Origin of the sequence: Streptomyces marokkonensis (assembly GCF_008312835.1) — a bacterium.
In the GTDB taxonomy this organism is placed as follows: domain Bacteria; phylum Actinomycetota; class Actinomycetes; order Streptomycetales; family Streptomycetaceae; genus Streptomyces; species Streptomyces marokkonensis_A.
Window position 1 is genome coordinate 1 of record NZ_VSKS01000033.1, and the last position, 25240, is coordinate 25240.

A 25240-nucleotide genomic window follows, 5' to 3' on the forward strand; every position below is an offset into this window, starting at 1 on the left:
GGGGGTCCGGGGGTCGCCCCCCGGGCAGACACAGCATGGAGAAGCTCGTGGAACCGGGCGCGAAGGTGGAACTCCCCGGCAAGGCACTCGCCTGACGGGGGACTGTCGCAGCGACGCCGATGGGGCGGTCACCCTGATCCGGGTGACCGCCCCATCGGCGTGAGTCGGAGCGCCCCCAGAGGGGCGCGGGGAACTGCGCGACCGGCCGGCGGCCGACCCGCAGCCGCCCCCGGCGCCAGGCCTGGGCGGCGCTTGCGCGTCCTTACTTGCCCTTCGCCGCTTCCTTCAGCTTCGAGCCCGCGGAGACCTTCACGCTGTAGCCGGCCGGGATCTGGATCGGCTCACCGGTCTGCGGGTTGCGCGCGGTCCGAGCGGCACGGTGGGTGCGCTCGAAGGTCAGGAAGCCGGGGACGGTGACCTTCTCGTCGCCCTTGGAGACGATGTCGCCGACGACCTCGGCGAACGCGGCCAGCACGGCGTCGGCGTCCTTGCGGGTCACCTCGGCGCGGTCGGCCAGCGCGGCCACCAGCTCACTGCGGTTCATGTTCTTACTCCCGTGTTCTTCTTGCCGTTGAGGCGTGCCACGCGGCGGAGCCGCATGTCGGGCACGGCGAAGCCGATGCTGCCAGGTTCCTCGGTGAGTCCCCGGACCCGGGTCCGTCGTCAGACCCTCGCGCCCAGGGACGCATCCTGCCTCTACCTGCGGCGGTAAAGCCAATCCGGCACCCGCAGGACGTCGTGAGAACACCCGAGGGAGTCACACGAAGAGCGCCACGGGCGAGATGCGGTGACGCTCCGTCCGCTTCCGGCAGCGGACAGCAGGGGCCGGAGCCCGGGTCTGGCCGCCACCCTAGAGGGCTGCCAGGACGTACGGGTTCCGCGACGCGCCGGTTCAAACCCGGCCGTGGCGATCCTCACAGCCCCCGTCCCACCGGTGTCTACGCCCCCGCGGCCTTCGCCGCGTCGCGCACCGCGCCGGCCACCGCGCCCGCGACCTTGTCGTTGAACACGCTGGGGATGATGTAGTTCGGGTTGAGCTCGTCCTCGGTCACCACGTCGGCCAGCGCCTTCGCGGCGGCCAGCATCATCTCGGTGTTGACGGTGCGGGACTGGGCGTCCAGCAGGCCGCGGAAGACACCCGGGAACACCAGCACGTTGTTGATCTGGTTGGGGAAGTCGGAGCGGCCGGTGGCCACAACGGCCGCCGTCTGACGGGCGATTGCCGGGTCGACCTCGGGGTCGGGGTTCGCGAGCGCGAACACGATCGCTCCCTCGGCCATCGCGGCGACGTCCTGGGCGTCGAGCACGTTCGGGGCGGAGACGCCGATGAAGACGTCCGCGCCGCGCACGGCCTCCTTCAGCGTGCCCGTGAGGTTCTCGGGGTTGGTGTTGTCGGCGATCCAGCACAGGGCGGAGCCGGGGGCGGCGTCCACCAGGTCCTCGCGGCCCGCGTGGACGACTCCGTGGATGTCGGCCACCACGGCGTTCTTCACGCCCGCGGCGATCAGCAGCTTCAGGATGGCCGTACCGGCGGCGCCGGCGCCGGACATCACGACGCGGATGGTGTCGATCGACTTGCCGGTGACCCGCAGCGCGTTGGTCAGCGCGGCCAGGACGACGATCGCGGTGCCGTGCTGGTCGTCGTGGAAGACGGGGATGTCGAGGGCCTCGCGCAGCCGGGCCTCGATCTCGAAGCAGCGCGGCGCGGAGATGTCCTCCAGGTTGATGCCGGCGAAGCCCGGGGCGATGGCCTTGACGATCTCGACGATCGCGTCGGTGTCCTGGGTGTCGAGGCAGAGCGGCCAGGCGTCGATGCCGGCGAACCGCTTGAACAGGGCGGCCTTGCCCTCCATGACCGGCAGCGCGGCCTTGGGGCCGATGTTGCCCAGGCCCAGCACGGCGGAGCCGTCGGTCACGACCGCAACGGAGTTGCGCTTGATGGTGAGGCGGCGGGCGTCCTCGGGGTTCTCGGCGATCGCCATGCAGACGCGGGCCACGCCCGGCGTGTAGATCATGGAGAGGTCGTCACGGTTGCGGATGGGGTGCTTCGACGCCATCTCGATCTTGCCGCCGAGGTGCATCAGGAACGTACGGTCGGAGACCTTGCCCAGGGTGACGCCCTCGATGCCGCGCAGCTGCTCGACGATCTCGTCGGCGTGGGCGGTGGAGGTGGCCGCGATGGTGACGTCTATGCGGAGCCGCTCGTGGCCCGACGCCGTGACGTCGAGGCCGGTCACCGAGCCTCCGTGGGACTCGACGGCCCCGGTGAGCTGGGAGACCGCGGTTCCGCCTGCGGGCACCTCCAGCCGGATGGTCATCGAGTAGGAGACGCTGGGCGCCGTTGCCATGGCCGACTTCCTCTGCTTTCACCGTGTCGCGATTCGTGCCGTCCGATCGTCGCACCTACCCCTGGGTACGTGGTAGCCGCCTTGGATTGCGGACGTTTTGTTCACCGGCGCGTGCCGCACCCGGAAAACAGTTTCCACCTTACGAGAGAAGATCGGGCAACGAGAGAGGCCCACGTCACCGCGCAGTGACGTGGGCCTCTTCCACGCTGATGACACCGACCCGCCATGCTCGCCTCGCGGCAAGTGGTCGCTCGTAGCGACGAAGGTTGGGCCCGGGGGCTTGGATCGGGCCGGTGCCACACCCAGGCTAACAAACGGATGCCGTATGACCATTCCCGTGGCACAAGCGCTTTTCCCGGGCGCCCGGCGGCGTCGGTGCCCCAGGGCCCCGGCTTCAGTCCTTCAGCAGATCGGGCACCCCGTCCGCGTCCGGTACGTCGCGGTCCGCCGAGACCACCGTCAGCTGCTGGGTGGCCCGGGTCAGGGCGACGTACAGGACGCGCAGACCGGCGGGGGACTCGTCGGCGATCTCCGCCGGGGAGACGACGATCGTCGCGTCGTACTCCAGGCCCTTGGCCTCCAGGCTGCCGAGCGCCACCACCCTCCCCCGGTCCCGGCCCCGCTCGACCGGGGAGACCTCCGTGCCCAGCCCGTCGAGCCAGCGCCGGGCCTCCTCGCGGCGCTGCATGGCGACGACCACGCCCACGGTGCCGTCCACGCGCTCCAGCAGCCGTGCCGCCTCCGCGCGCACGGTCTCGCCCAGCGAGCCCTCCGCGACGGCGAAGCGCGGCTCGACGCCGGTGGAGCGCACCGCCCTCGGCGCCTCGGAGCCGGGCATGGCCAGGGCGAGCACCTTCGACGCCAGCTCGGCGATCTCCGCGGGGTTGCGGTAGTTCACGGTGAGCTCGAAGCGGCGGCGCGGGCGGGTGCCGAGGGCCTCGTCGCGGGCCCGGGCCGCCTCGTCGGGGTCGGACCAGGACGACTGGGCCGGGTCGCCGACGATCGTCCAGGTCGCGTGCCGGCCGCGGCGGCCGACCATGCGCCACTGCATCGGCGTGAGGTCCTGCGCCTCGTCGACGATGACGTGCGCGTACTCCACGCGCTCCTGGGCGAGCCGCTCGGCCCGCTCCCGCTGGGTCTCCTCGCGCACCGGCATCAGCTCCTCCAGGCCGGTGAGCTGGTCCAGCGGGTCGATCTCGCGCTTCTTCCGGGGACGGGCCGGGGCACCGAGAACGGCCTGCAGCTCGTCGAGCACCGCGATGTCGTGCACGGTACGGCCGTCCCGCTGCAGCGAGCGGGCGACCCTGCGGACCTCGCCCGGGTTGAGGACGCGGCGGGCCCAGCGGCCCAGGCGCTTCTCGTCGGCCATGGCGTCCAGCACGGCGGCCGGGGTCAGCTCGGGCCACCAGGCGTCGAGGAAGGCGGTGAAGTCGTCCTCGGAGGTGATGTCCTCGTCGAAGGAGGAGCGCAGCTCGGCGGCCAGCTCCGGGTCGGTGTGCCGTCCCGCGGCGCCGGAGCGCTCCCACAGGGCGTCGAGGAGCAGCTTGCGGGCGCGGGGACGCAGCAGGTTGACCGGGGCGGTGCCGCCGAGGGCCGTGCGGCGGATGCCCGCCAGTTCCTCCGCCTCCAGTTCCAGACGCCGGCCGAAGGCGACGACGCGCAGCCGCCGCGGTGCGTCGTGCCGCTCCAGTGCTCCGCGCGCGGCCTTCCGCAGCACCTTGAGCATGCGGTACGAACCCTTGACGCGGGCCACCGAAGGGGAGTCGTACAGGGTGGCCTCGGCGCCGTCGACCAGGGAGCCGATGGCGCGGATGGCGACCTGGCCCTCCTCGCCGAGGGAGGGCAGCACACCCTCGGTGTAGGCGACGAGGAGCGGGGTGGGCGAGACGATCAGGATGCCGCCCGCGTACCGGCGCCGGTCCTGGTAGAGGAGGTAGGCCGCGCGGTGCAGGGCGACGGCGGTCTTGCCGGTCCCGGGGCCGCCCTCGACGTAGGTGACGGAGGCGGCGGGGGCGCGGATCACCAGGTCCTGCTCGGCCTGGATGGACGCGACGATGTCGCGCATGGTGTGCGTACGGGCCTGGCCGAGCGCCGCCATCAGCGCCCCGTCGCCGATCACCGGCAGCTCGCGTCCGTCCAGGGACGCCGTCAGCTCGGGGCGCATCAGGTCGTCCTCGACGCTCTGGACGCGGCGGCCCTTGGAACGGATCACGCGGCGCCGCACGACCCGGCCGGGGTCGACCGGGGTGGAGCGGTAGAAGGGGGCGGCCGCGGGGGCCCGCCAGTCGATGACCAGCGGGGCGTACTCCTCGTCGAGGACGCCGATCCGGCCGATGTGCAGGGTCTCGGCGATGTCGGCCGTGTTGTCGGGCCGGATGGCCCCGTCGGCGGGCTCGACGGCGGTGTACGCGCCGTCGGGGCCCTTCTTGCCGTCCTTCCCGAGCAGCAGGTCGATCCGGCCGAAGAGGAAGTCCTCGTACTCGTTGTTCAGCCGGTTGAGGTGGATGCCGGCCCGGAAGACCTGGGCGTCCCGCTCGGCGAGGGCGCCGGGCGTGCCGACGTGGCCGCGCCGGGCGGCGTCGCGCATGAGGAACTCCGCCTCGTGGATCTTCTCCTCGAGGCGCCGGTACACCCGGTCCAGGTGTTCCTGTTCGACTCGGATCTCCCGGTCCCGAACGGAGTCGTGAACCGGTTCGACCGCGGTTTGCTGATGAGCCTGAGCGGCCACCGGGCCCCCTTCTGACGTGCTGGGCAGCCGTCAACCGTACGCGAAGGGGGCCCCGGAAGGCTACGGGCCCGTCCGGCGGATCCCCGCCGGACGGGCGGGGCCTGGCACGCCGTCCGCCGGGCAGGCCCTACGCGTCGACCTCGACGAGGAGCTTGCCGTCGAAGGTCATGACCTGGAAGTGGTCGATCTCGTTCGGCTGGAAGGCGGCGCCGCCCTGGACGTACAGCGGCTGCTTGGCCTTGTCCGACTCCGCGTCCGGCAGTCCGTAGCCCTCGCCGGGGACGGACCAGGAGTTGACGGTCTCGCGCTCGCCGTTCTTGCCGACGGCGATCAGCGAGCACTTCTGCTCGCCCTCGACGTTCTTCAGCTCCGTGACGATCTCGGTGCCCCAGAGCTTCTTCTCCAGGGCCACGGTCGCGGTCACCCGGGTGCCGGGGTCGGTCGCCATGATCTTGTCGGAGCTCTTGTCGAAGGCGTCCTTCGCGGGGTTGGCCGCGAGCGTCTTGTTGGTACCGCTCCCGCCGCTCCCCTCGTCGCCCCCGCCGCTCGCCGCCACGGCCACGAACGGACCGCTGACGATCAGCGCGCCCGCGGCGGCCACCATGTAGAAGTTGCGGCGGCGCTTGCGCGCGCGGCGCTCGGCGACCTCGTCGACCAGCTTCTCGACCACGCGCGGTGAGGGCTTGGCGGACAGCGACTCGCCCAGCGCGGGCGTCCCGGTACCGGGCAGGTCCGCGAGCGCGGCCAGCATCGGCTCCATACCGGCGAGTTCGTCGAGCTGCTGGGCGCACCACTCGCAGGACGCGAGGTGCGCCTCGAAGGCGGTCGCCTCGGCGTCGTCGAGGATGCCGAGTGCGTAGGCACCGACGGTCTCGTGCTCGTTCGGCACCGGTGATCCCTCCATGGCACCAGACATACCCGTACCGCCCGTGCCGAATCCCTGGTTTCCCCCGTACACACTCATCACGCCGTCACCCCCCGCTCCTCCAGAGCCAGCTTCATCGACCGCAGGGCGTAGAACACCCGGGAGCGGACGGTGCCGCTCGGTATGCCGAGTGTCTGAGCCGCCTCATTGACGGTACGCCCCTTGAAGTACGTCTCGACGAGGACCTCCCGGTGGGCCGGGGTCAGGTCGTCGAGCGCGTCCGACAGCGTCATCAGCCACAGCGCCTTGTCGATCTCGTCCTCCGCGGGGATGACCTCCAGCGGCGACGGATCGACCTCCTGCGGCCGGGCCTGCCGGCTGCGGTGGCCGTCGATGACGATGCGCCGGGCGACCGTCACCAGCCAGGGGCGTACCGAACCGGTCGCCCGATTGAGCTGACCGGCGTTCTTCCAGGCACGGATGAGCGTCTCCTGCACGACGTCCTCGGCGCGCTGCCGGTCTCCGGCGACCAGCCGCAGGACGTAGGCCAGCAGAGGCCCGGCGTGCTCGCGATACAGCGCACGCATCAGCTCCTCGTCAGGTTCCGAGGGCTGTGAGGACATGCGATGTCGGGCCCTCGCTCCACGTTCATTGGCCACGGCCGCATCCTTGCGCACGCCCACCTCCGGTGTCCGGGGGTTCCCCCAGTCGGTCGCTCGACTACCGGTACGGACGGCAGGGGGCGGGTGTTCAAAAAGAGGCGACAGTTTTCTGCGGACCGAAGCGCCGACCGGGACATGAGGTCACATTCCCCCCGTCACTTCTTTACATTTCCGACACAGCGGCAAGGAAGGTCCCTCCGTCCGCGCCGCGCCAGGGGTGAACGAGGGTGTAACGGACGTCACTTCGGTGATTCTCCGTCGAGGCGGCGCCCGGACGCCGCATACAGGGCGAGGCGGTTGGGCCGGGCCGCTTCCTCAGGCGCGGGTCAGGGCCGCGCGGCGGCGGTGGCGGGCCACGCGTTCGCGGTTGCCGCAGACCTCGCTCGAGCACCAGCGCCGCCTGCGTCCCCGGGAGGTGTCGACGTACAGGATGGGGCAGTTGTCACCCTCGCACTGCCTGAGGCTCGCGCGGGCGACGGGGTCGGTGAGCAGTTCCACCGCGTCCCGCGCGACCGCCGCGAGCAGCGCCGCCCGGCCGGGCGGCCCGTCGAGCCGGCGCACCAGCGTGCCGTCCTCGCCCGGCACCGCGCGGGGTGCCGGGGGCGCCGCGCGGGCGAGCTCGTTCACCCGGGCGAGCGCGAGATCGTACGAGGGGACGCCGGGCGCCGGACGGCCGCGCAGCAACGGGGCGAGCTGTCCGCGCAGTTCCCGGAACGCCACCAGCCAGGAGGTGTCCGCCTGCGCCAGCGGGGTGTCCCCGGGCACGAGACCGGAGCCGGTGATCCAGGCGCGCAGCACCGCGACGGAGTCGAGCCGTTCCTCGGGATGGGTGGTCGCGAGCAGATCCAGGCAGACCCGCCCGGTGTCGAACCTCAGCTCGTAGGACGCCGTGACCGTACCCAGTGCCATGTTCCTGCCACCGCCTAGGTTGGCCCCGCGCGTGGGGCCGGTGAGCGATCCGGGAAACCGTTCCCTCCCACAGTGCCCGCCCGCCACGGCCCCCGGAACCCCCTCGCGCTCAGCCGTCCCCGTACTTGGCGTCCGCCGCCGGGTCCAGGGCGAGCCGGTAGCCGCGCTTGACGACCGTCTGGATCAGTTTCGGGGCGCCGAGGGCGGACCGCAGGCGGGCCATCGCGGTCTCCACCGCGTGCTCGTCGCGGCCCGCGCCCGGCAGGGCGCGGAGCAGCTCCGCACGGGAGACGACCCAGCCGGGCTGCCGCGACAGCGCCCGCAGCAGGGACATCCCGGCCGGGGGGACGGGCCTGAGCACGCCGTCCACCAGGACCGCGTGCCCGCGGATCTCCATCCGGTGCCCGGCGACGGGCAACGCCCGCGCCCGCGCGGGCATTTCCCGGCAGAGCAGCTGGACGAGCGGACCGAGCCGGAAGCGTTCGGGCTGCACGGTGGCGATGCCGCGGGCCTGCAACGGCAGTGCGGTGACCGGGCCGACGCAGGCGGGCAGCACGTCGTGGCCGAGCGCGGCGAGCAGGTCGTCGAGCAGTCCGCGGTCCTCCGCGCGGGACAGCAGGGACGCGGCGGCGGGCGCGCTGGTGAAGGTGACCGCGTCCAGGGTGCGGGCGACGGCCGCGTCGACGAGGCGGTCCACGGGGGTGAGGTCCTCCGGCGGCAGCCAGCGGTAGACGGGCACCCCCACCACCTCCGCTCCCCCGGCCCGCAGCGACTCCACGAACCCGGGCAGCGGTTCACCGTGCAGCTGTACGGCGATCCGCAGTCCGTCGACGCCCTCCTCCAGGAGCCGGTCGAGCACCTCCGCCATGGACTCCGACGCGGGCGACCACTCCTCCGTCAGCCCGGCGGCCCGGATCGCGCCCTTCACCTTGGGTCCGCGCGCCAGGATCCGCACCCCCCGCAGCCGCGCCAGCAGGTCCTCGCCCAGTCCCCAGCCGTCGGCGGCCTCCACCCAGCCCCGGAAGCCGATGGCGGTGGTGGCGACCGCGATGTCCGGGGCCTGCCCGATGATGTCCTTGGTCGCGGCCAGCAGTTCGCTGTCGTCGGCGAGCGGCACGATCCGCAGGGCCGGGGCGTGCAGCACGGCGGCTCCGCGCCGCTCCAGCAGCGCGCCCAGCTCGTCGGCACGGCGCGCCGCGGTCACCCCCACGGTGAAACCCGCGAGTGGCCCGTGTTCCGGTCGCTGTTCTTCGTCGTACATGGCTCTCGTCCCGGGCTCGAGTCGGCGTACCGCAGAGAGGTGCGGCTCCACCTCCCTGCCGGCCGAGCCTGTCAACGGTCCATGACAGGCTCGGTTCGGCTTCATGTCACCAGTGTTACGTCACTTCGCGTCACACATCGGCGTAGCTGAGCTGCGGCTTCTCCTCCGGAGCCGGGCTCGTGCCACCCGGGCGGGCCGTGGTGCGGCGAAGGTATACCGCCCAGGTGACCGCGAAGCAGACCGCGTAGCAGGCGAGGAACGCGACGAACGCGCCGGTTCCCGAGCCGTAGGAGAGGAAGGACTGGCGGAAGGCCAGGTTGATGCCCACCCCGCCGAGCGCGCCCACCGCGCCGATCAGCCCCATGGACGCCCCGGACAGCCGCCGCCCGTACGCGGCCGCCTCCTCGCCCCGGAGCCCGAGGGCCTGCGCCTTCGCCTGGAAGATTCCGGGGATCATCTTGTACGTCGACCCGTTGCCGAGGCCGGTCAGTACGAACAGGACGACGAAGGCGCCGGTGAACAGCGCCAGCGACCTCTGCATGGAGGCGACGATCAGCACAGAGGTCGCCGCGCCCATGGCGACGAAGTTCCACAGCGTGATCCTCGACCCGCCGTACCGGTCGGCGAGCCAGCCGCCCAGCGGGCGGATCAGCGAGCCGAGCAGCGGGCCGATGAAGGTGACGTACGCGGCCTCGAGCGGTGTGCGGTCGAACTGGTTCTGCAGCACCTGCCCGAAGGCGAAGCTGTAGCCGATGAACGAGCCGAAGGTGCCGATGTAGAGGAACGACATGATCCAGGTGTGCGCGTCCCGCGCGGCGTCCTTGGCGGCACCGGTGTCGTTCCTCACCGAGGCGAGGTTGTCCATGTAGAGGGCGGCGAGCACGGCGGCGACGACGATCAGCGGGATGTAGATGCCGAGCAGCACCCGCGGTCCGCCGCTCGCGCCGATGATCGCCAGGGCGGCGAGCTGGATCACCGGGACGCCGATGTTGCCTCCACCGGCGTTCAGTCCGAGCGCCCAGCCCTTCTTCCGCAGCGGGAAGAAGGCGTTGATGTTGGTCATGGAGGAGGCGAAGTTGCCGCCGCCGATTCCGGCCAGCAGGCCGACCAGCAGGAACGTCGAGAAGGACGTGCCCGGCTCCATCACGGCGAAGGCGGCGACGGTGGGCACGAGCAGCAGCGCGGCACTGATCACCGTCCAGTTCCGCCCGCCGAAGACCGCCACGGCGAAGGTGTACGGGATCCGGACCACGGCGCCGACCAGCGTGACCATCGAGGTCAGCAGGAACTTGTCGGCCGGGGTGAGCCCGTACTCGGGGCCCATGAAGAGCACCAGGACGGACCACATCGTCCAGACGGAGAAGCCGATGTGCTCGGAGAGCACGGAGAAGAGGAGATTGCGGCGGGCGATCCGCTCTCCGGTCCGGTCCCAGAAGGCTTCGTCCTCCGGGTCCCACTGCTGGATCCAGCGGCCGCTGGGGGCTGTCATGGGGCCTCCACTGTTCTCCGGGATGCGGGCAGGTGCCGCGAGGGGATGGTCCCGAAGGTAGGGAGGCGGCGTTTCCGGACTGTGCCGCACAGTGACCGGCAGGGAACGTTGCTCTCACCCCTGGCGGGGACGGGGTGAGAGGTGTCCGGCACCCGCCGGGGGTCGTGCCGTGAGGTTCAGCGGCGCGGGGGCTGCCAGTGGGGGTTCTGCTGGATGCTCTGCCGGGGCCCGGGCGGCTGGGCGGGCGGCCCGTAGGGAGGCTGCGGCTGGGCGTAGGGGCCGGGCGCCTGGGCCGGCGTGCCGTACGGGGCGGGCGCGGGCGGGGTGCCGTGAGCGGGCTGGGCGTACGGGCCCGGGGCCGCCGGCTGGGCGTACGGGCCCGGGGCCGGCGGCTGGGCGTACGGCACCGGGGGCTGCTGGGGGTGGTGCCCGTAGCCGGGCGCCTGCGCGGGCATTCCGGGCGCCTGGGCGCCGTACGGGCCGCCGCCGAAGGGGTTGCCGTGCCCCGGCGTCTGCCCGCCCGGGGGCAGGTGGCGCACCCGGCCGGTCTCGTCCGTCACCGGGACGAATCCGGCCGCTTGGAGCCGGGTGGCGAACTTCGCGTTGCGTTTGCGGTTGACGACGAACCCGATGCCGAAGACGGCCATGAGGGCCAGCCAGATCCCGCCCGCGATCACGAAGTCCGTGGACCTGCCCCCGAGCCGGTAGGCCACGATCACGCAGCCGATGGAGACACCGAGCGCCCCGTAGCCCATCCGCTTCTCGGCGCTCTTGCCGGTGAGGTCGAAGTTGATACGGGCCTTGAGGAGTTCGACGGCGTCCGGCACGAGGGGCGGCACCGACACCCCGTCGCCGGCGTTCGGGTACTGCGCCCAGTTCTGTGCGGCCCGGGCGCGGGCCCGCGGGTCGGGATCGGGCACGATCAGCATCCTCAGCTGGCCGCTGTTCCCGCCGCCCTGCCGCACGTCGGCGTACTCGTAGCCGAACTGCTGGGCGATGAAGGCGAGTCGGGCCAGCTTCTTCACGGACGCCATCGGGCTGGTGAGCTCGACCGGCTCCCCGCTCGCCATCAGCCGCAGCATCTTCTGCGTCTGCCGCTTGCTCATCCGCACCCGCTCCCCACGTGTCACCGGCCGCCCGGTTCACCTTCGCAACCGGGGCAGTCTCGCACGGGCGTACGCCTGCGCGGTACCGGCGGGCGGTTCGCCCGTCGCCGCCCGCCCCCGCCGGGTCAGCCGCGCGCTCGCTCCCGGGCCCGCCCGCTCCCGGCACCACGGCCCGCCCGGCCGTCCGGCCACAGCCGGGGCCTGCGCCTGGCCGCGAGGTCCTCCACCCAGCCGAAGGCCAGCACGCAGCCCGAGATCAGGATCCACACCAGGACCAGCACCGGCCAGGAACTCTCCAGCAGCCAGGGCACGTTGAGCTCCAGCGTCTCGAAGCCCCAGAGCCGGTCGTAGAGCGTGGCGGCGACCAGGATGCACACGTTGTGCCACAGGTAGATCGTCACCGCGCGGGAGTTGAGCAGGGTGATCAGCCGGTCCCAGCGGCGCAGCCGGCTCGGCCACTCGGCCCACGAGGGGCTGATGTGCAGCAGCAGGAGTACGGTCGCGAACGACCACACGGCCTGGGCGAAGGGGATGGAGTCGAGGTCGTGGCCGGACCTGAAGCCCTCGTGGAAGGCGTACCAGAGGCCGAAGACGGCGACGATCGGAGCCAGGGAGGGCACGACGTACTGCGGGAGGCGCTTGAGCACGCCCTGCTGGTGGGCCATGCCGAGGATCCAGCAGGCGCCGAAGGTGCCGAAGTCGGTGACCGCCGAGTCGATCCGCTCGCTGGGCAGGGAGAGCCAGCCGAACTCCAGGACCGCCGACAGGACGAGCGGCGAGACGATCGTCGGCCACGGCAGGGCGCGCAGCAGTTTCAGCAGGAACGGGGAGAGCAGCACGAACCAGAGGTAGGCGCGGATGTACCAGAGGGGGCCCGCGAGTTCCGAGGCCCAGTCCTCGCCGAGCACCCCCTGGATCCCGGCGACGCCCTCGGCGTAGGGCGGATCGCTCAGCGGCAGCACCCAGAAGGTGAGGTGGAGGAACCACCAGCCGGGGTGGCCGTCGTCGTCCGGGCTCCAGCCCTGGGCGAGCATGCCCGAGACGCCGATCGCGCCGAGCAGCCACAGCGGGGGCAGCAGGCGGCGCAGCCGGCCGCGCACGACCTGGACGGCGGGCCGCTTCAGGGAGCGGGCCATGAGATTGCCGGCCAGGGCGAACATCACGCCCATGGACGGGAAGACGACGGGCAGCCAGGCCCAGCCCATCAGGTGGTAGAGGACGACGCGGAACAGGGCGACCGCGCGGAGCAGGTCGAAGTAGCGGTCCCGCGCGGGCGGGGGACCGGCCGGTCCGGACGGCGCCGGACGGGACGGGTCGTGCGATCCGTCCGCGCCGTCCGTTCCGTCCGTGTCGGTCGGCAGGAGGGGTGCGGTCACGTGCGTGGGTCTTCCTGGTGCGTCGCCGGGCGGGCGGGAATGTGACGAGCGGGCCCCGGGGTGGTCGGCGGGCGGGCCTTGCGCAACAGGCCCTACGCCACCGGGCTGCCGTCCAGCGCCTGCGGCTGCTGGACGGAGGCTCCGGGCGGGGCGGAGACGCCGCCCTTGCGCCGCAGCTTCTGCCAGCGCAGCCGGCCGCCGGTGAGCGCGGTGATCCAGGACTGGAGCAGCACGACGTACATCAGCTGCCGGTAGAGGATCTGCTGCAGGGGCAGGGACAGCAGCGGGGTGAGCTTCTCCTTGTCGAGGACGAAGGAGTAGGCCGCGCAGGCCGCCTGGATGGCGAGGACGCCGAACCAGGCCAGGATCGTCTTGTCGGTCGGGCCGAAGACCAGGCCGTAGACGAGGAACACGTCGATCAGCGGCGCCAGCAGCGGCGCGAGCACCATGAACAGCGAGACCAGCGGCAGCCCGACCCGGCCGAAGCGGCCCGAGGGACCCCGCTCGATCAGGGCGCGGCGGTGCTTCCAGATCGCCTGCATGGTGCCGTAGGACCAGCGGTAGCGCTGGGACCACAGCTGCTGCACCGACTCGGGGGCCTCGGTCCAGGCGCGGGCGTTCTCCGCGTAGACCACCTTCCAGCCGTCGCGGTGGATGGCCATCGTGATGTCGGTGTCCTCGGCGAGCGTGTCGTCGCTCATGCCGCCGACCCGCTCCAGCGCGGAGCGGCGGAAGGCGCCGACGGCACCGGGGATGGTGGGCATGCACTGCAGGACGTCGTACATGCGGCGGTCGAGGTTGAAGCCCATCACGTACTCGATGTGCTGCCAGGCGCCGATCAGCTTGTCCTTGTTGCCGACCTTGGCGTTGCCCGCGACGGCGCCGACGCGCGGGTCGCCGAAGGGCTGCACCAGTTCACGGACGGTGGTCGGCTCGAAGACGGTGTCGCCGTCCATCATCACGATGATGTCGTAACGGGCGTTGGCCACACCGCGGTTGAGGGCGGCGGGCTTGCCCGCGTTGAGCTGGCGGACCACACGGACGCCCGGCAGGCCCAGGGACTCCACGATCCGCGCGGTGCCGTCGCTGGAGCCGTCGTCGACGACGACGACCTCGATGGGGTGGTCGCTCGCCACGAGGGAACGCACCGTGTCCTCGATGCACTTGGCCTCGTTGTACGCCGGCACCAGCACCGTCACCGGTTCGGTGACCGGCGGTCCCCAGGAGAAGCCCTCGCGGCGCACCTTGCGGGCGTGCATGGCCGACAGGACGAGCATCAGCACGAAGCGGGCGATGACCAGGAAGCCGATGACCGCGAGACCGACCACGAGGACGCCGGTGATGTTGTCGGAGGCCTGGACGAGGAAGACCCAGGCCTTGCCCTTCCACAGCTCCACGCCGGTCACCGGGGAGTGCGCGCTGGGCGCCTCGAGGGCCTCGGTGAGGTTGTCGAACGCGTAGCCCTTGTCCTTCAGGTCCGGCAGCATCCGGTCCAGTGCCTGGACGGTCTGGTGCCGGTCGCCGCCGGAGTCGTGCATCAGGACGACGCCGCCCTTGCCGTCCTTGGGGGTGGAGCGGCGGATGATCTCGTCGACGCCGGGCTTGCGCCAGTCCTCGCTGTCGGAGGTGTTGACGACGGTGATGTACCCGCGGGCGCCGATGTACTGGGTGACCGGCCAGGAGTTGTTGTCCATGGCGCCGGCCTGGGAGGAGTACGGCGGCCGGAACAGGGAGGTGCGGATGCCCGCGGCGCCCGTGAGGGCGAGCTGGGTCTGGGACAGCTCCCAGTCGATGCGCTCCTTGGACTGCAGGGAGAGGTCGGGGTGGTTGAAGGTGTGCAGACCGATCTCGTGGCCCTCGTCGACCATGCGGCGGACGAGGTCGGGGTAGCGGGAGGCCATCGTTCCGGTGACGAAGAAGACGGCGTGCGCGTCGTGCTTCTTCAGCACGTCCAGGACCTTGGGGGTCCAGACCGGGTCGGGGCCGTCGTCGAAGGTGAGCACGACGTGGCGGTCGGGCACGCGCAGGGTCTCCGCGCGGCCGCCCCGGGTGTCGATGACCGGGCCGCCCTCCAGGACCTTCTTCGGCACCTGGTCGGCCGGGGCCGCGGACTGGACGCGGTGGTCGGCGAGGATCTCGCTGTGCACGTAGCCGCGCAGCATGAGCATCGCCATCAGGGCGACGAGGAAGAGCACCGGCAGCAGCAGCCGCAGGGGCAGCCGGCGACGGCGGGTTCGGGATGCCATCAGAGGACGTACTCCGGGGACGCGGGCGTGGCGGAGGGCCCCGGCCCGGCGGCGGGGCTCTCGGCGGCGACCGGCTGGGCGGCGGCGGGTGCGTCGGCGACGGTGTCGGCACCGGTGACGTCGGTGCCTCCGGCACCGCCGTCCGTGGGGGCGGTCGTCTCCGGAGCGGGGTCTTCGACGGTCGGGAGCGGGTCCGCCGGCGGGGTGGTCGGGGTCTGCGCGGGGGCCTGCGACGTGGGGGCGTCGTCGGTTCCGGTGCCCGGCTGCTGGGTCTTCCGGGTCCGGGTGGGCTCCGGGTCGGCGGTCGCGCCGGTCCGGTCCTGGCCGGCGGTCGCGCCGGGCCCGGGGACGTCGGCGCCGGGTTCGGGCAGGGTGGAGGCGCCGGCGCTCGGGGAACCGCCCGGGAGGAGGCTGGTGCCGGCGCCGGGGGTGGATTCCGTCTCCCCGGGCCGCGGGGTGGTCTCCACCTTCCCCGCGGGCTTCTGCTCCTGCTGCTGTCCGGGGACGGGCAGCCAGGGGGCGTCGGACTTGCCGGACAGCAGGGTGGCGACGATGACGACGGCGTAGCCCGCGCAGACGAGACCGACGGCCATGCCGATACGGCGGTACCTGCGGCTGCGGCGGCCGGACTCGTCGACGAACACGGGCCCGTCGGAGCCGTCCGCCCGGCCGGGGGCGGCGGGCGCCCGGCGCAGCACGCCGCCTTCCCCGAACTGCACCGCGTCGAGCTGGACGGTCACCTCGTGCGGATCGTGCGTGACCGCGACGGCCTCGCCGGCGGGCTCCTCCCGCCAGGGGTCCCGGACCAAGGCCCCGGCGGCCACGTTCACCGGTGACGCGGGCCAAGGGCTCTTCGCCCCGGCACCGGGACCGCGCAGCACCGTGGTGCGCTCCACGTCCCGCGCACCGTCCGCGGCCTCCTCGCGCACCGCGGCCGAGGCCCGGCCGAGGTCACGCGAACCGTCCCCACGCGGGGCGTCCGCACGTTCGGCCCGCGAGGACGCCGGACCGTCCGCCCGCTCGCCGCGCGGGGCGTCCACGGGCTCCTTGCCAAGCAGAGCGGCGGTGCGGTCGGCCTCACGCGGGGCGTGCTCGGGCTCCGTGCGGAGCAGGGCGGCGGTGCGGTCGGCGTCCCGCGGGGCGTGCTCGCGGTCGGTCCGTGAGACCGCCGGGCCGTCCGCCCGCTCGCCGCGCGGGTCGTCCACGGGCTCCTTGCGGAGCAGGGCGGCGGTGCGCTGCTCGTGGAGCGGGGCCGGGCGGTCGGTGTCCCGCGCGCCGGGGACGGGCGTGCGCCCGTCGCGTGCGGCCGGGGCGCCGTCCGTCTCCCGCACGGCCGGCGGGCGGGCGTCGCGCGGTGCGTCCGTGCGGAGGGACACCGTGCGGTCCGCGTTCCGGGCGGGACCGCGCGGAGGCTTGTCGGTTCCGGTGGGGAAGACCCCGATGCGGGCCCAGCGGTCCTCGATCGAGTCGGGCTCCGTGGAGTCCCCGTCCCCTCCGCCGTCCGGGAGCTCCTCGCGCGCCGTGGCGTCCTCGAGCTCTTCCGGTTGGGCGTCTTCTCGCCACTTTTCCACGCGCACGCACTTCCCCCCAGGGACAGATCCGGGTGCGCGTACGACCTGAGCACTTGCCGACGGACCGGGCCCCCACCCGCTCCGAGCGCCCCGTTTATCACACTGTGCTCGGGCATTGAATGTAGCGCACGCGGAGGTTCCGTGTTTGCCGCGTGGCCTTTCGTGTCAATTGTGAGACATCACGAGGACGCCATCACGACAGAGTCGCTGGCCGGAATCCACCCCTCCTCGGGCTTCCGCAACCACCCCTCCTCCGCACCGACAACGGCCGCAGCCCTCCGAAGTCCGTCCAGAGCGGGGTGAATCAGCCCTTTCCGCCACACCAGCGACACCGGGGACAGCGGAACCGGGTCCACGAGTGGCCGCAGGACCGTCGAGGGCAGCGGCGGGAAGTCCACGACGGCGAGGATCGGGTGACGCGTTCTGGCCATGATCCGCTGGAATTCCTCCTCCCCGACCGCCAGGGGCGCGGGCGGCGCCAGCACGATTCCCCGCCCCTCGAACAGCTGTCGCGCGAGGCCGGTCCACTCCGGTGTCCGGGGATTGCCGGCCCCGGCGTACACCGTCTCGCCGGCCAGCGCGGCCAGCGGCACCTCGGGCAGCGGCGCCAGCCGGTGGTCCTCGGGCAGCACGACCGCCATCGGCTCGTAGCGCACGGGCTGGTGGCCGAGTCCGGCCCGCAGCGCGGGGGCGAGTCCCGCGAACCGTCCGAACGACGCGTCGAGCCGCCCCGCGAGCAGCTCCCCCGCGGCCCCGGTCAGCCCGCTCTCGTAGCGGGCCATCAGCTCCTGCCCGGGGACGAGTTCACGGGCCCGGTGCAGCACGCGGCGCGGGGTCTCCAGGCCCGGGGAGTTGAGGTCGACCAGCAGTGGCCGCGCCTGTCCGGCCGCGGCGAGCAGGTCGTCCTGCGCCTGGAGGACGGCGCGGGCGTACGGCAGCAGGCGTTCGCCGTCGGCGGTGAGCGTCACCTGCCGGGTGGTCCGGACGAACAGCTCGCTGCCCAGCTCCCGTTCCAGCCTCCGCACGTCCCGGCTGAGCGCCTGCTGGGCCACGTAGAGGCGCGCGGCGGCCCGGGTAAAGTGCAGTTCCTCGGCGACGGTCACGAAGGCGCGCAGGAGGCGCGGGTCGACGGGGGCGGGCATCCCGCGAACCTACAACACAGGTGCGTGAATCGGCACCGGGAAGGTGTTGGACCGGCCGTGCGCCCCCGGGTGACGGTGAAGCCATGCCTCAGCCGACCTCCCGGGACACTCCCCTGCTCACGGTCACCGCCGACACCCTGGTCGCCGTCGACTTCGGCCCGCGCACCCGCGGCGGGCCCCGCGCGAAGGGCCCGTACCGCCGTCTCTTCGCGCTGCCCGGCGCCCGCGCGTTCACGGCGGGGAACCTGATCGCCCGGCTGCCGATGGGCATGTTCAGCGTGAGCGCGGTCGTGATGATCGCCGGGACGCGGGGTTCGTACGCCCTCGCCGGCGCCGTCACCGCGACGGGCCTGGCGGCGACGGCGGTGGTCGCGCCGTGGACCGCGCGCCTGGTCGACCGGTACGGGCAGGCCCGTGTCGCCGTGCCGGCCACGGTGCTCGCCGCGCTCGGCTCGCTGGCGCTGCTGCTCTGCGTGCGTCACGGCGCCCCCGACTGGACCCTGTTCGCCTCCTACGCGGCCACCGCCACGACCCCCAACACCGGCGGCATGTCCCGGGCCCGCTGGGCCCACCTGCTGAAGGGGGACACCGAGGCGCTGCACACCGCCAACTCCTTCGAACAGGCCGCGGACGAGCTGTGCTTCATGCTCGGCCCGGTGCTCGCGGCCCTCCTGTGCGGGACGTTCTTCCCGGAGGCGGGCACGCTCGTGGGCGCCGTGCTGCTGCTGACCGGTGTCCTGCTGTTCACCGCCCAGCGGTCGACCGAGCCGCCGGTCGTGCGGCGCTCCACCGCGCGGGCGCCGCTGCGGGCACCGGGGATGCGCCCCCTGCTGGCCGTGTGCCTGGCGACGGGCGCGGTGTTCGGCTCGATGGAGGTCGTCACCATCGCGTTCGCCGACGCCCAGGGGCACCGCGCGGCGTCCGGAGCGGTGCTCGCGCTCCAGGCGGCCGGTTCCTGTGCGGCGGGGCTGCTGTACGGGGCGGTGCGCCCGGCCGGGTCCGCCCGGTCCCTGCTGCCGTGGTGCCTGGCCGCGATGACCGCGCTGATGGTCCTTCCGCTGCTCGCGGCCGGGCTCACCGGCTCACTGCTGGTCCTGGCGGGTGCGCTCCTGGTCGCCGGGATGGCGACCGCCCCCACGATGGTCACCACCATGACCCTGGTGCAGCGGTACACCCCCGAGGGCCGGCTGAACGAGGGCATGACGCTCGCGGTGACCGGTCTGCTCGGCGGGATCGCCTGCGGCAGCGCGGCAGGCGGCTGGACGGCGGAGCACGTCTCGGCGACGGCCGGGTACGGCGTGCCGGTGGCGGCGGCGGCGACCGCCCTCGTCGTCGCGCTGTGCACCCTCGTGCCGTTCGGGCCGCCGAACCGCTCCACCGATTCCCTCCCGGCCCATTGACGGCCACGGGTGCCGCGCATACCTTCACCCGTCGAAGCGCTCCGAAACCGCTTTCTGCCTCCCCGCGGACCGTGCAGATGAGGACCCCCGATGGTGAAGATCACGGATGTGGCCCGGCGCGCCGGGGTCTCGCCCAGCACGGTCTCGTACGCGCTCAGCGGCAAGCGTCCGATCTCCGACGCGACCCGGCGCCGCGTCCAGGCCGCCGTGCGCGAACTGGGCTATCGCGCGGACGCCGGCGGCCACGCGCGGGCGGGCCGGGCATCGAAGGTGCTGGCCCTGGCGCTCCCGATGCGCGCCGGGATCGACGTGCCGGTGATGACGCGGTTCGCGGTGGCCGTGGTCACCGCCGCCCGCGCCCACGACCACGACGTCCTGCTGCTCACCCAGGCGGAGGGCGAGGAGGGGATCGGGCGTGTCGCGGACGCGGGCCTCGCGGACGCGGTGATCCTGACGGACGTACAGCTCCACGACCCGAGGCTGCCGTTGCTGCGGTCCCGGTCCTTACCGTCCGTGCTGATCGGCGTACCCGCCGAGCCGGACGGGCTGACCTGCGTCGACCTGGACTTCCGGGCGGCCGGTGACCTGTGCGTGGATCATCTGGCGCGGCTCGGGCACCGGGTGGTGGCGCTGGTCGGCTCGCCGCCGGAGGTCTACGTACGGCGGACCGCGTTCGCGCGGCGGCTCGTGGAGGGCTTCACCGCCGCCGCCGACCGGCACCGGCTCACCTCCGCCGTGCACCCGTGCCAGGCCGGCCGGGACGCCGCCCGCACGATCGCCGAGCGGCTGCTGCGCGAACTGCCCGCGCTGACGGGGGTGGTCGTGCACAACGAGCCGCTCCTCGACCCGCTGATCGACGCGTTCGAGGATCTGGGGCTGCGCGTCCCCGGCGACCTGTCCCTCACCGCCGTCTGCCCCGCGCCCGTCGCCGCGTCGGCCCGCGTACCGGTCACGTCGGTCGCCGTGCCCTCCGCCGAACTGGGCACCCGCGCGGTGCGCCTGCTGGTGCGCAAGCTGTCCGGTGCTCCCGTACCGGGGACCACCCTGCTGCCGCCGCGTCTGACGCAGCGGGCGAGCACGGCACCGCGCGGGGTGTGACGGGCCGGATCAGCCCAGTTCCCAGGCCTTGCCGAGCCGGTACGCGGCGCACAGGCCCACGTCCAGGAAGTACGCCCCGGCCGCCCCGCACTGCTCCTGACCGCTCCCGGGATCGACGGGCTGGCCGTGTCCCATGCCGGTGAGGCCGTACGTCTCGACCACCGCGTCGCCGCCCGGGCCGCGGAAGACCTGGTGCGGGTGACCGGCGACGGTGTCACTGACGTCGGCGGTGCGGTCGGCGCCGTGCACGTCGGTCCACTGCTCCACCAGGTCGGTCATGTTGGCCGGCTTCACCGTGTGGTCGGCCGTGCCGTGCAGGACCGTGAGGACGGGCCAGGGACCGGTGTGGCCGGGCCGCGCGGCGCGCACCCGGTCGCCCCACTGTCCCGGGGTCTGGGTGGCGCCGACGTACATGCACACGTACGGCGATCCGGCGGCCTGCGCGCAGCCGTACGGCAGTCCCGCGACGACGCCGCCCGCGGCGAACTTCTCCGGGTACGCCGCCATCATCACGGCGGTCATCGCCCCGCCTGCGGACAGTCCGGTGACGTACACGCGCGAGGCGTCGCCGGAGACGTCGGCGAGCTGCCGGTCGACCATCTGGGCGAGGGAGGCGGCCTCGCCCTGTCCGCGCCGGATGTCGGCGTCCTGGAACCAGTTGAAGCACTGGCTGAGGTTGTTCCCGCTCTGCTGCTGCGGCAGCACGACGGAGAAGCCCCAGCGGTCGGCGAGCCGTGTCCAGCCGGTGCCGTCCGCGTAGCCGGCGGCGTTCTGGGTGCAGCCGTGCAGCGCGACGACCACGGGCCGGCCGGCGGGCAGTCCGTCGGGGACGTACCGGTACATCTTCAGGGCGCCGGGATTGCTGCCGAAGCCGGTGACCTCCTGGAGGGAGGCGGCGGAGGCGGGGGCGGGGGCGAGCAGGACGGAGAGGAGGGCGGCCAGGAGGGCCGTCAGCAGGGTGGGGCGCAGTGCGGCTCCGGTCTGTGTCATGGGGAGGGAAGGTAGAAGCGTGAACCAGCTCACGATATGGAGCCGGGCCCCACATCCGGTGGCCTCGACCATGTGGCCGCATGACAGAGGCCCCGCCGCTCGACGCGACGGGGCCTCTGCCCACATGGGGTAAGTGGAGATGGCGGGAATCGAACCCGCGTCCAACGGTGCAGAACCAGGGCTTCTCCGTGTGCAGTCCGCTTCGATTTTCTCGGCCCCGGAGATCACGCGAACAAGTCTCCGACGGGCCCAGTCACTGTTTGGTTTCCCTCTTCACCCCGTGACCGGGATCAAGGTTTAGTTCCCTAGCTGATGCCAGGATCCGGGTCGGGAACACCCCCGGGCTGACACTCCCTTTAGTAGGAGGCTCGCTCTGCTACCTGAGATCAGGCAGCGAGGGCGAAGGCCTGCTGGGAGGAATCGCGCTTGGAATTGGCGATTATTTTTTTCGGCCTGTGGTTTACGAGATCATGGCCGCTTCCTCGACACGCTTCCCCTGCCTCGACAACCGCTGTCGAAACCGATCATCCCCATGTTGTTTTATCAAGCCCTCCGAGGAGGGGGCGCGCACCCGCTGTGAGGTGCAGTGCCATCGTACGTGACCAACGCACGACCGTGCCAGCCCATTCCCCGGCGTCAGGCCCGCTGCTTGCGCCGGATCGCCGAGATCGTCCGCTCGGCCTCGCGCCGGTCCTGCTTCTCCCTGAGCGTCTGACGCTTGTCGTACTCCTTCTTGCCCTTGGCCAGCGCGATCTCCACCTTCGCGCGGCCGTCCTTGAAGTACAGGGCGAGCGGCACGATGGTGTGCCCCGTCTCCTGGGACTTGGACTCCAGCTTGTCGATCTCCTCGCGGTGCAGCAGCAGCTTGCGCTTGCGCCGCGCGCTGTGGTTGGTCCACGTGCCCTGGCTGTACTCCGGGACGTGCACGTTGTGCAGCCACGCCTCGTGGTCGGTGAGCTGGACGAAGCCGTCCACCAGCGACGCCCGCCCCTGGCGCAGGGACTTCACCTCGGTGCCGGTGAGGACCAGGCCCGCCTCGTAGGTGTCGATGATGAGGTAGTCGTGCCGCGCCTTCTTGTTCTGCGCGATCAGCTTGCGCCCTTTTTCCTTAGCCATAGTGCCGCCCATTTTCGCACTACGGAGGGGGTCGACGGGAAGCCGATTACCGGGGGCCCTGGCGCCCGAGCCCGCTGAGGACCGTCTCGGCCCGCCGGAGTGCCCCTTCGCCGGCCTCCAGGTCCGGAGTGAGACCCCGGCCGTCGACGCCCCGGCCGGAGGGGGTGCGGTAGTGGCCGACGGTGAGCTCGGCGACGGAGCCGTCGGGCAGCGGGGCCGGCATCTGGACCGAGCCCTTGCCGAAGGTGCGGGAACCCACGACGACCGCCCGTCCCCGGTCCTGCAGGGCGCCGGTGAGGAGCTCGGCCGCGCTCATCGTGCCGCCGTCGACGAGCGCGACCAGGGGCCTGGTGGTGTCGCCGCCCGGCTCGGCGTGCAGGGCGCGCTGCTCGCCCTCGACGTCGTACGTGGCGACCAGCCCGCCGTCCAGGAAGGCGGAGGCCGCGGTGACCGCCTCGGCCACCAGTCCGCCGGGGTTGCCCCGCAGGTCGAGGACGATCCCGGCACCGTCCGGGGCCTGCCGTACGGCGGTGCGGACCTGCTCACCGGATCCGGTGGTGAAGGCGCCGACCTCGATGACGGTGACCCCGGAGGCGAGCTCGCGGGCGGTGACGGTGTCCCTGGACAGCCGGGCCCGGCGCACGGTCTCGCTCCACGCGCGCGGGCCGCGTTCCAGACCGAGGCGGACGGTGGTGCCGGCGCTTTCGCCGGTGGTGTCGCCGCGCAGCAGCGAGACGACCTCGGTGACGGGCCGGCCGTCGACCTTCCGGCCGTCGACGCTGCGCAGCCGGTCCCCCGCGCGGATGCCGGCCTCGGCCGCGGGCGTGTCGCTGCCCACCCTCGTCACCTCGATACGGCCGTCCCGCTCGCGGGCCCACAGGCCGACGCCGGTGTACCGGCCGTCCAGGGACTCCTCGAACTCCTCGTACTCGTCCGGCGAGTAGACGGCGGCCCAGCGGTCGCCGCTGCGGCTGACGGCGCGCTGGGCGGCCTCCATGGGGGACGTGCCGTCCGCGGCGGCCTCCTCGGCCGCCCGGGCGACGTCCGCGTGGTGGCTCACGGGGGCGGCCGAACGGGCCCCGTCCGCCGTGTCGTTCCGGTCGGCCCCGGGGAGGGTGCCCGTGGCCGCACCGGCGACGAGCACGCTCGCGAACACCAAGGTCAGGGCGGCCCCGCGGCCGATGCGGCGGGACTGACAGAACAGGGCAGGACCTGACATGCCGGTGAGTCTAGGACAACGCAAAGGGGCGCACGGCACGTTGGCCGCACGCCCCTCTTGGCAAGAGTCACACCTTCAGGTACTTGCGCAGCGCGAAGAACGCGGCCAACGCCGGCATCAGCAGACTGGTCGCCAGGATCAGCGGCAGTTTCGTCAGGACGGCGTCCCAGCCGATGAAGTTGATCAGATTCAGCTTTTCCGACAGGGCCAGCCCGTTGTCGATGATGAAGTAGCGCCCGACCACCAGGAATCCGCACGCGAGGACGCCACCGATGAGTCCGGCGACAGCGGCCTCCATGATGAACGGCGTCTGGATGTAGAAGCCGGAGGCGCCGACCAGCCGCATGATCCCGGTCTCGCGGCGGCGGCTGAACGCGGACACGCGCACCGTGTTCACGATCAGCATCAGCGCGACGACCAGCATGAGCGCCATCATCGCGAGGGCGGCGATGTTCATGCCCTCCAGCAGCCCGAAGAGGTTGTCCAGGAGGCCCTTCTGGTCCTGCACCGACTGCACGCCGTCCCGCCCGTCGAAGGCGGTCGCGATGACCTGGTACTTCTCCGGGTCCTTCAGCTTGATGCGGTACGACTCCTGCATCTGGTCCGGCGTCAGGGAGCTGGCCAGCGGGGAGTCGCCGAACTGCTCCTTGTAGTGCTTGTACGCCTCGTCCTGAGACTCGTGCGTCACCGAGTCGACGACCGACATCTTCTCCAGGTCGGTCTTGATCTGGCCCTTCTGGTCGTCGGTCACCGCGCCCTTGGCGCAGTTGGGGTCGGACTCGGCGTCACTCTTGTTGCACAGGAAGATGGAGACGTTGACCTTGTCGTACCAGTAGCCCTTCATGGTGTTCACCTGGTCGTTCATCAGGAGCGAACCACCGAACAGGGCGAGCGACAGGGCGACGGAGACGACGACGGCGAAGGTCATCGTCAGGTTGCGGCGGAGACCGACGCCGATCTCCGACAGGACGAACTGGGCGCGCATGGCGTCTGATCAAGCCTTTCCGTGGAGCGTCAGTGCTGGTAGCCGTAGACGCCGCGTGCCTGGTCGCGGACGAGACGGCCCTTCTCCAGCTCGATGACGCGCTTGCGCATCTGGTCCACGATGTTCTGGTCGTGCGTCGCCATCACCACGGTGGTGCCGGTCCGGTTGATCCGGTCGAGCAGCTTCATGATGCCGACGGAGGTCTGCGGGTCGAGGTTGCCCGTGGGCTCGTCGCAGATGAGCAGCTTCGGCCGGTTGACGAAGGCCCGTGCGATGGCGACGCGCTGCTGCTCACCGCCGGAGAGCTCGCCGGGCATCCGGTCCTCCTTGCCGCCGAGCCCGACGAGGTCGAGCACCTGGGGCACGGACTTGCGGATCTCACCGCGCGTCTTGCCGATCACCTCCTGCGCGAAGGCGACGTTCTCGGCGACCGTCTTGTTCGGCAGCAGGCGGAAGTCCTGGAACACCGTCCCCAGCTGGCGCCGGATCTGCGGCACCTTCCAGTTGGAGACGCGCGCGAGGTCCTTGCCCAGGACGTGCACCTGCCCGTGGCTGGCCCGCTCCTCGCGGAGGATCAGCCGCAGGAAGGTGGACTTTCCGGAGCCGGAGGACCCCACGAGGAACACGAACTCGCCCTTCTCGACCTCCAGGGAGACATCCCTGAGGGCGGGACGGTTCTGCTTGGGGTAGGCCTTGGACACGTTGTCGAATCGGATCACGGGTGCACCA

Annotated in this window: 20 protein-coding genes and 1 other RNA gene; 2 read left to right on the forward strand and 19 right to left on the reverse strand. The window is 72.3% G+C overall.

Features of this window, described 5'->3' with window-relative positions; all coding sequences use genetic code 11:
- Nucleotides 1-262 precede the first annotated feature (262 nt).
- From F1615_RS34215 to F1615_RS34275, 13 genes are all read right to left on the reverse strand, one after another.
- Nucleotides 263-544, reverse strand: coding sequence for an HU family DNA-binding protein (locus tag F1615_RS34215; protein WP_004987462.1), 282 nt, complete (start codon nt 542-544; stop codon nt 263-265).
- A 394-nt stretch (nt 545-938) separates the two neighbouring features.
- On the reverse strand, nt 939-2348 hold the full coding sequence (locus F1615_RS34220; RefSeq protein ID WP_149552940.1) for an NAD-dependent malic enzyme: 1410 nt from the start codon (nt 2346-2348) through the stop codon (nt 939-941).
- A 394-nt stretch (nt 2349-2742) separates the two neighbouring features.
- A complete protein-coding gene (locus F1615_RS34225; RefSeq protein ID WP_149552941.1) occupies nt 2743-5076 on the reverse strand; it encodes a HelD family protein in 2334 nt (777 codons plus the stop codon).
- Nucleotides 5077-5203: 127 nt separating this feature from the next.
- Nucleotides 5204-5965 (reverse strand): anti-sigma factor family protein, encoded by a 762-nt coding sequence (locus F1615_RS34230; protein ID WP_149552942.1) that lies wholly within the window; start codon nt 5963-5965, stop codon nt 5204-5206.
- Between the two features lie 74 nt (nt 5966-6039).
- Nucleotides 6040-6624: a sigma-70 family RNA polymerase sigma factor gene (locus F1615_RS34235; RefSeq protein WP_004930798.1), complete on the reverse strand. Its 585-nt coding sequence runs from the start codon at nt 6622-6624 to the stop codon at nt 6040-6042.
- A 294-nt stretch (nt 6625-6918) separates the two neighbouring features.
- Nucleotides 6919-7512 carry a CGNR zinc finger domain-containing protein gene (locus tag F1615_RS34240; RefSeq protein WP_149552943.1) on the reverse strand — a complete coding sequence of 198 codons (594 nt, stop codon included), beginning with the start codon at nt 7510-7512 and terminating at the stop codon, nt 6919-6921.
- A gap of 109 nt (nt 7513-7621) precedes the next feature.
- Entirely contained in the window at nt 7622-8773 is a 1152-nt protein-coding gene (locus tag F1615_RS34245) for a uroporphyrinogen-III synthase (RefSeq protein ID WP_149552944.1), read from the reverse strand.
- A 130-nt stretch (nt 8774-8903) separates the two neighbouring features.
- Nucleotides 8904-10262, reverse strand: a complete 1359-nt coding sequence (locus F1615_RS34250; protein WP_149552945.1) for a nitrate/nitrite transporter — start codon at nt 10260-10262, stop codon at nt 8904-8906.
- A gap of 176 nt (nt 10263-10438) precedes the next feature.
- Complete coding sequence (locus tag F1615_RS34255) at nt 10439-11368, reverse strand: hypothetical protein (protein WP_149552946.1); 930 nt, start codon at nt 11366-11368, stop codon at nt 10439-10441.
- A gap of 125 nt (nt 11369-11493) precedes the next feature.
- The gene (locus F1615_RS34260) at nt 11494-12744 is read right to left on the reverse strand and encodes an acyltransferase family protein (RefSeq protein WP_244328953.1); all 1251 of its coding nucleotides are present in this window, start codon (nt 12742-12744) and stop codon (nt 11494-11496) included.
- 92 nt (nt 12745-12836) lie between these two features.
- The gene (locus tag F1615_RS34265; RefSeq protein ID WP_149552947.1) at nt 12837-14990 is read right to left on the reverse strand and encodes a polysaccharide deacetylase family protein; all 2154 of its coding nucleotides are present in this window, start codon (nt 14988-14990) and stop codon (nt 12837-12839) included.
- On the reverse strand, nt 14990-16561 hold the full coding sequence (locus F1615_RS34270; RefSeq protein ID WP_149552948.1) for a hypothetical protein: 1572 nt from the start codon (nt 16559-16561) through the stop codon (nt 14990-14992). Before F1615_RS34270 ends, F1615_RS34265 begins: the two co-directional genes overlap by 1 nt.
- A gap of 179 nt (nt 16562-16740) precedes the next feature.
- Entirely contained in the window at nt 16741-17703 is a 963-nt protein-coding gene (locus F1615_RS34275; protein ID WP_149552949.1) for a LysR family transcriptional regulator, read from the reverse strand.
- Between the two features lie 83 nt (nt 17704-17786).
- Between F1615_RS34275 and F1615_RS34280 the strand changes: the two genes are divergently transcribed.
- Nucleotides 17787-19103: an MFS transporter gene (locus F1615_RS34280; protein ID WP_149552950.1), complete on the forward strand. Its 1317-nt coding sequence runs from the start codon at nt 17787-17789 to the stop codon at nt 19101-19103.
- 90 nt (nt 19104-19193) lie between these two features.
- A complete protein-coding gene (locus F1615_RS34285; protein ID WP_149552951.1) occupies nt 19194-20201 on the forward strand; it encodes a LacI family DNA-binding transcriptional regulator in 1008 nt (335 codons plus the stop codon).
- A gap of 9 nt (nt 20202-20210) precedes the next feature.
- On the opposite strand, the gene F1615_RS34290 is transcribed toward F1615_RS34285, so the two are convergent.
- From F1615_RS34290 to ftsE, 6 genes are all read right to left on the reverse strand, one after another.
- Nucleotides 20211-21191 (reverse strand): extracellular catalytic domain type 1 short-chain-length polyhydroxyalkanoate depolymerase, encoded by a 981-nt coding sequence (locus tag F1615_RS34290; RefSeq protein WP_208818474.1) that lies wholly within the window; start codon nt 21189-21191, stop codon nt 20211-20213.
- 131 nt (nt 21192-21322) lie between these two features.
- Nucleotides 21323-21723, reverse strand: a transfer-messenger RNA (tmRNA) gene (ssrA, locus tag F1615_RS34295).
- 104 nt (nt 21724-21827) lie between these two features.
- Nucleotides 21828-22307, reverse strand: coding sequence for an SsrA-binding protein SmpB (gene smpB, locus F1615_RS34300; RefSeq protein ID WP_037932106.1), 480 nt, complete (start codon nt 22305-22307; stop codon nt 21828-21830).
- A gap of 46 nt (nt 22308-22353) precedes the next feature.
- The gene (locus tag F1615_RS34305; RefSeq protein WP_208818475.1) at nt 22354-23526 is read right to left on the reverse strand and encodes a S41 family peptidase; all 1173 of its coding nucleotides are present in this window, start codon (nt 23524-23526) and stop codon (nt 22354-22356) included.
- Nucleotides 23527-23593: 67 nt separating this feature from the next.
- Nucleotides 23594-24511, reverse strand: coding sequence for a permease-like cell division protein FtsX (gene ftsX, locus F1615_RS34310; protein ID WP_149552952.1), 918 nt, complete (start codon nt 24509-24511; stop codon nt 23594-23596).
- Between the two features lie 29 nt (nt 24512-24540).
- On the reverse strand, nt 24541-25230 hold the full coding sequence (ftsE, locus tag F1615_RS34315; protein ID WP_149552953.1) for a cell division ATP-binding protein FtsE: 690 nt from the start codon (nt 25228-25230) through the stop codon (nt 24541-24543).
- Between the last annotated feature and the right edge of the window lie 10 nt (nt 25231-25240).

Excerpts from the sequence above, each read along its gene's own strand:
- F1615_RS34280 (WP_149552950.1), top strand. The coding sequence starts at position 17,787 with ATGCCTCAGCCGACCTCCCGGGACACTCCCCTGCTCACGGTCACCGCC.
- F1615_RS34245 (WP_149552944.1), bottom strand. The coding sequence starts at position 8,773 with ATGTACGACGAAGAACAGCGACCGGAACACGGGCCACTCGCGGGTTTC.
- F1615_RS34275 (WP_149552949.1), bottom strand. The coding sequence starts at position 17,703 with ATGCCCGCCCCCGTCGACCCGCGCCTCCTGCGCGCCTTCGTGACCGTC.
- F1615_RS34215 (WP_004987462.1), bottom strand. The coding sequence starts at position 544 with ATGAACCGCAGTGAGCTGGTGGCCGCGCTGGCCGACCGCGCCGAGGTG.
- smpB (WP_037932106.1), bottom strand. The coding sequence starts at position 22,307 with ATGGCTAAGGAAAAAGGGCGCAAGCTGATCGCGCAGAACAAGAAGGCG.
- F1615_RS34290 (WP_208818474.1), bottom strand. The coding sequence starts at position 21,191 with ATGACACAGACCGGAGCCGCACTGCGCCCCACCCTGCTGACGGCCCTC.
- F1615_RS34240 (WP_149552943.1), bottom strand. The coding sequence starts at position 7,512 with ATGGCACTGGGTACGGTCACGGCGTCCTACGAGCTGAGGTTCGACACC.
- F1615_RS34285 (WP_149552951.1), top strand. The coding sequence starts at position 19,194 with ATGGTGAAGATCACGGATGTGGCCCGGCGCGCCGGGGTCTCGCCCAGC.
- F1615_RS34250 (WP_149552945.1), bottom strand. The coding sequence starts at position 10,262 with ATGACAGCCCCCAGCGGCCGCTGGATCCAGCAGTGGGACCCGGAGGAC.
- F1615_RS34305 (WP_208818475.1), bottom strand. The coding sequence starts at position 23,526 with ATGTCAGGTCCTGCCCTGTTCTGTCAGTCCCGCCGCATCGGCCGCGGG.
- F1615_RS34220 (WP_149552940.1), bottom strand. The coding sequence starts at position 2,348 with ATGGCAACGGCGCCCAGCGTCTCCTACTCGATGACCATCCGGCTGGAG.
- ftsX (WP_149552952.1), bottom strand. The coding sequence starts at position 24,511 with ATGCGCGCCCAGTTCGTCCTGTCGGAGATCGGCGTCGGTCTCCGCCGC.
- F1615_RS34265 (WP_149552947.1), bottom strand. The coding sequence starts at position 14,990 with ATGGCATCCCGAACCCGCCGTCGCCGGCTGCCCCTGCGGCTGCTGCTG.
- F1615_RS34255 (WP_149552946.1), bottom strand. The coding sequence starts at position 11,368 with ATGAGCAAGCGGCAGACGCAGAAGATGCTGCGGCTGATGGCGAGCGGG.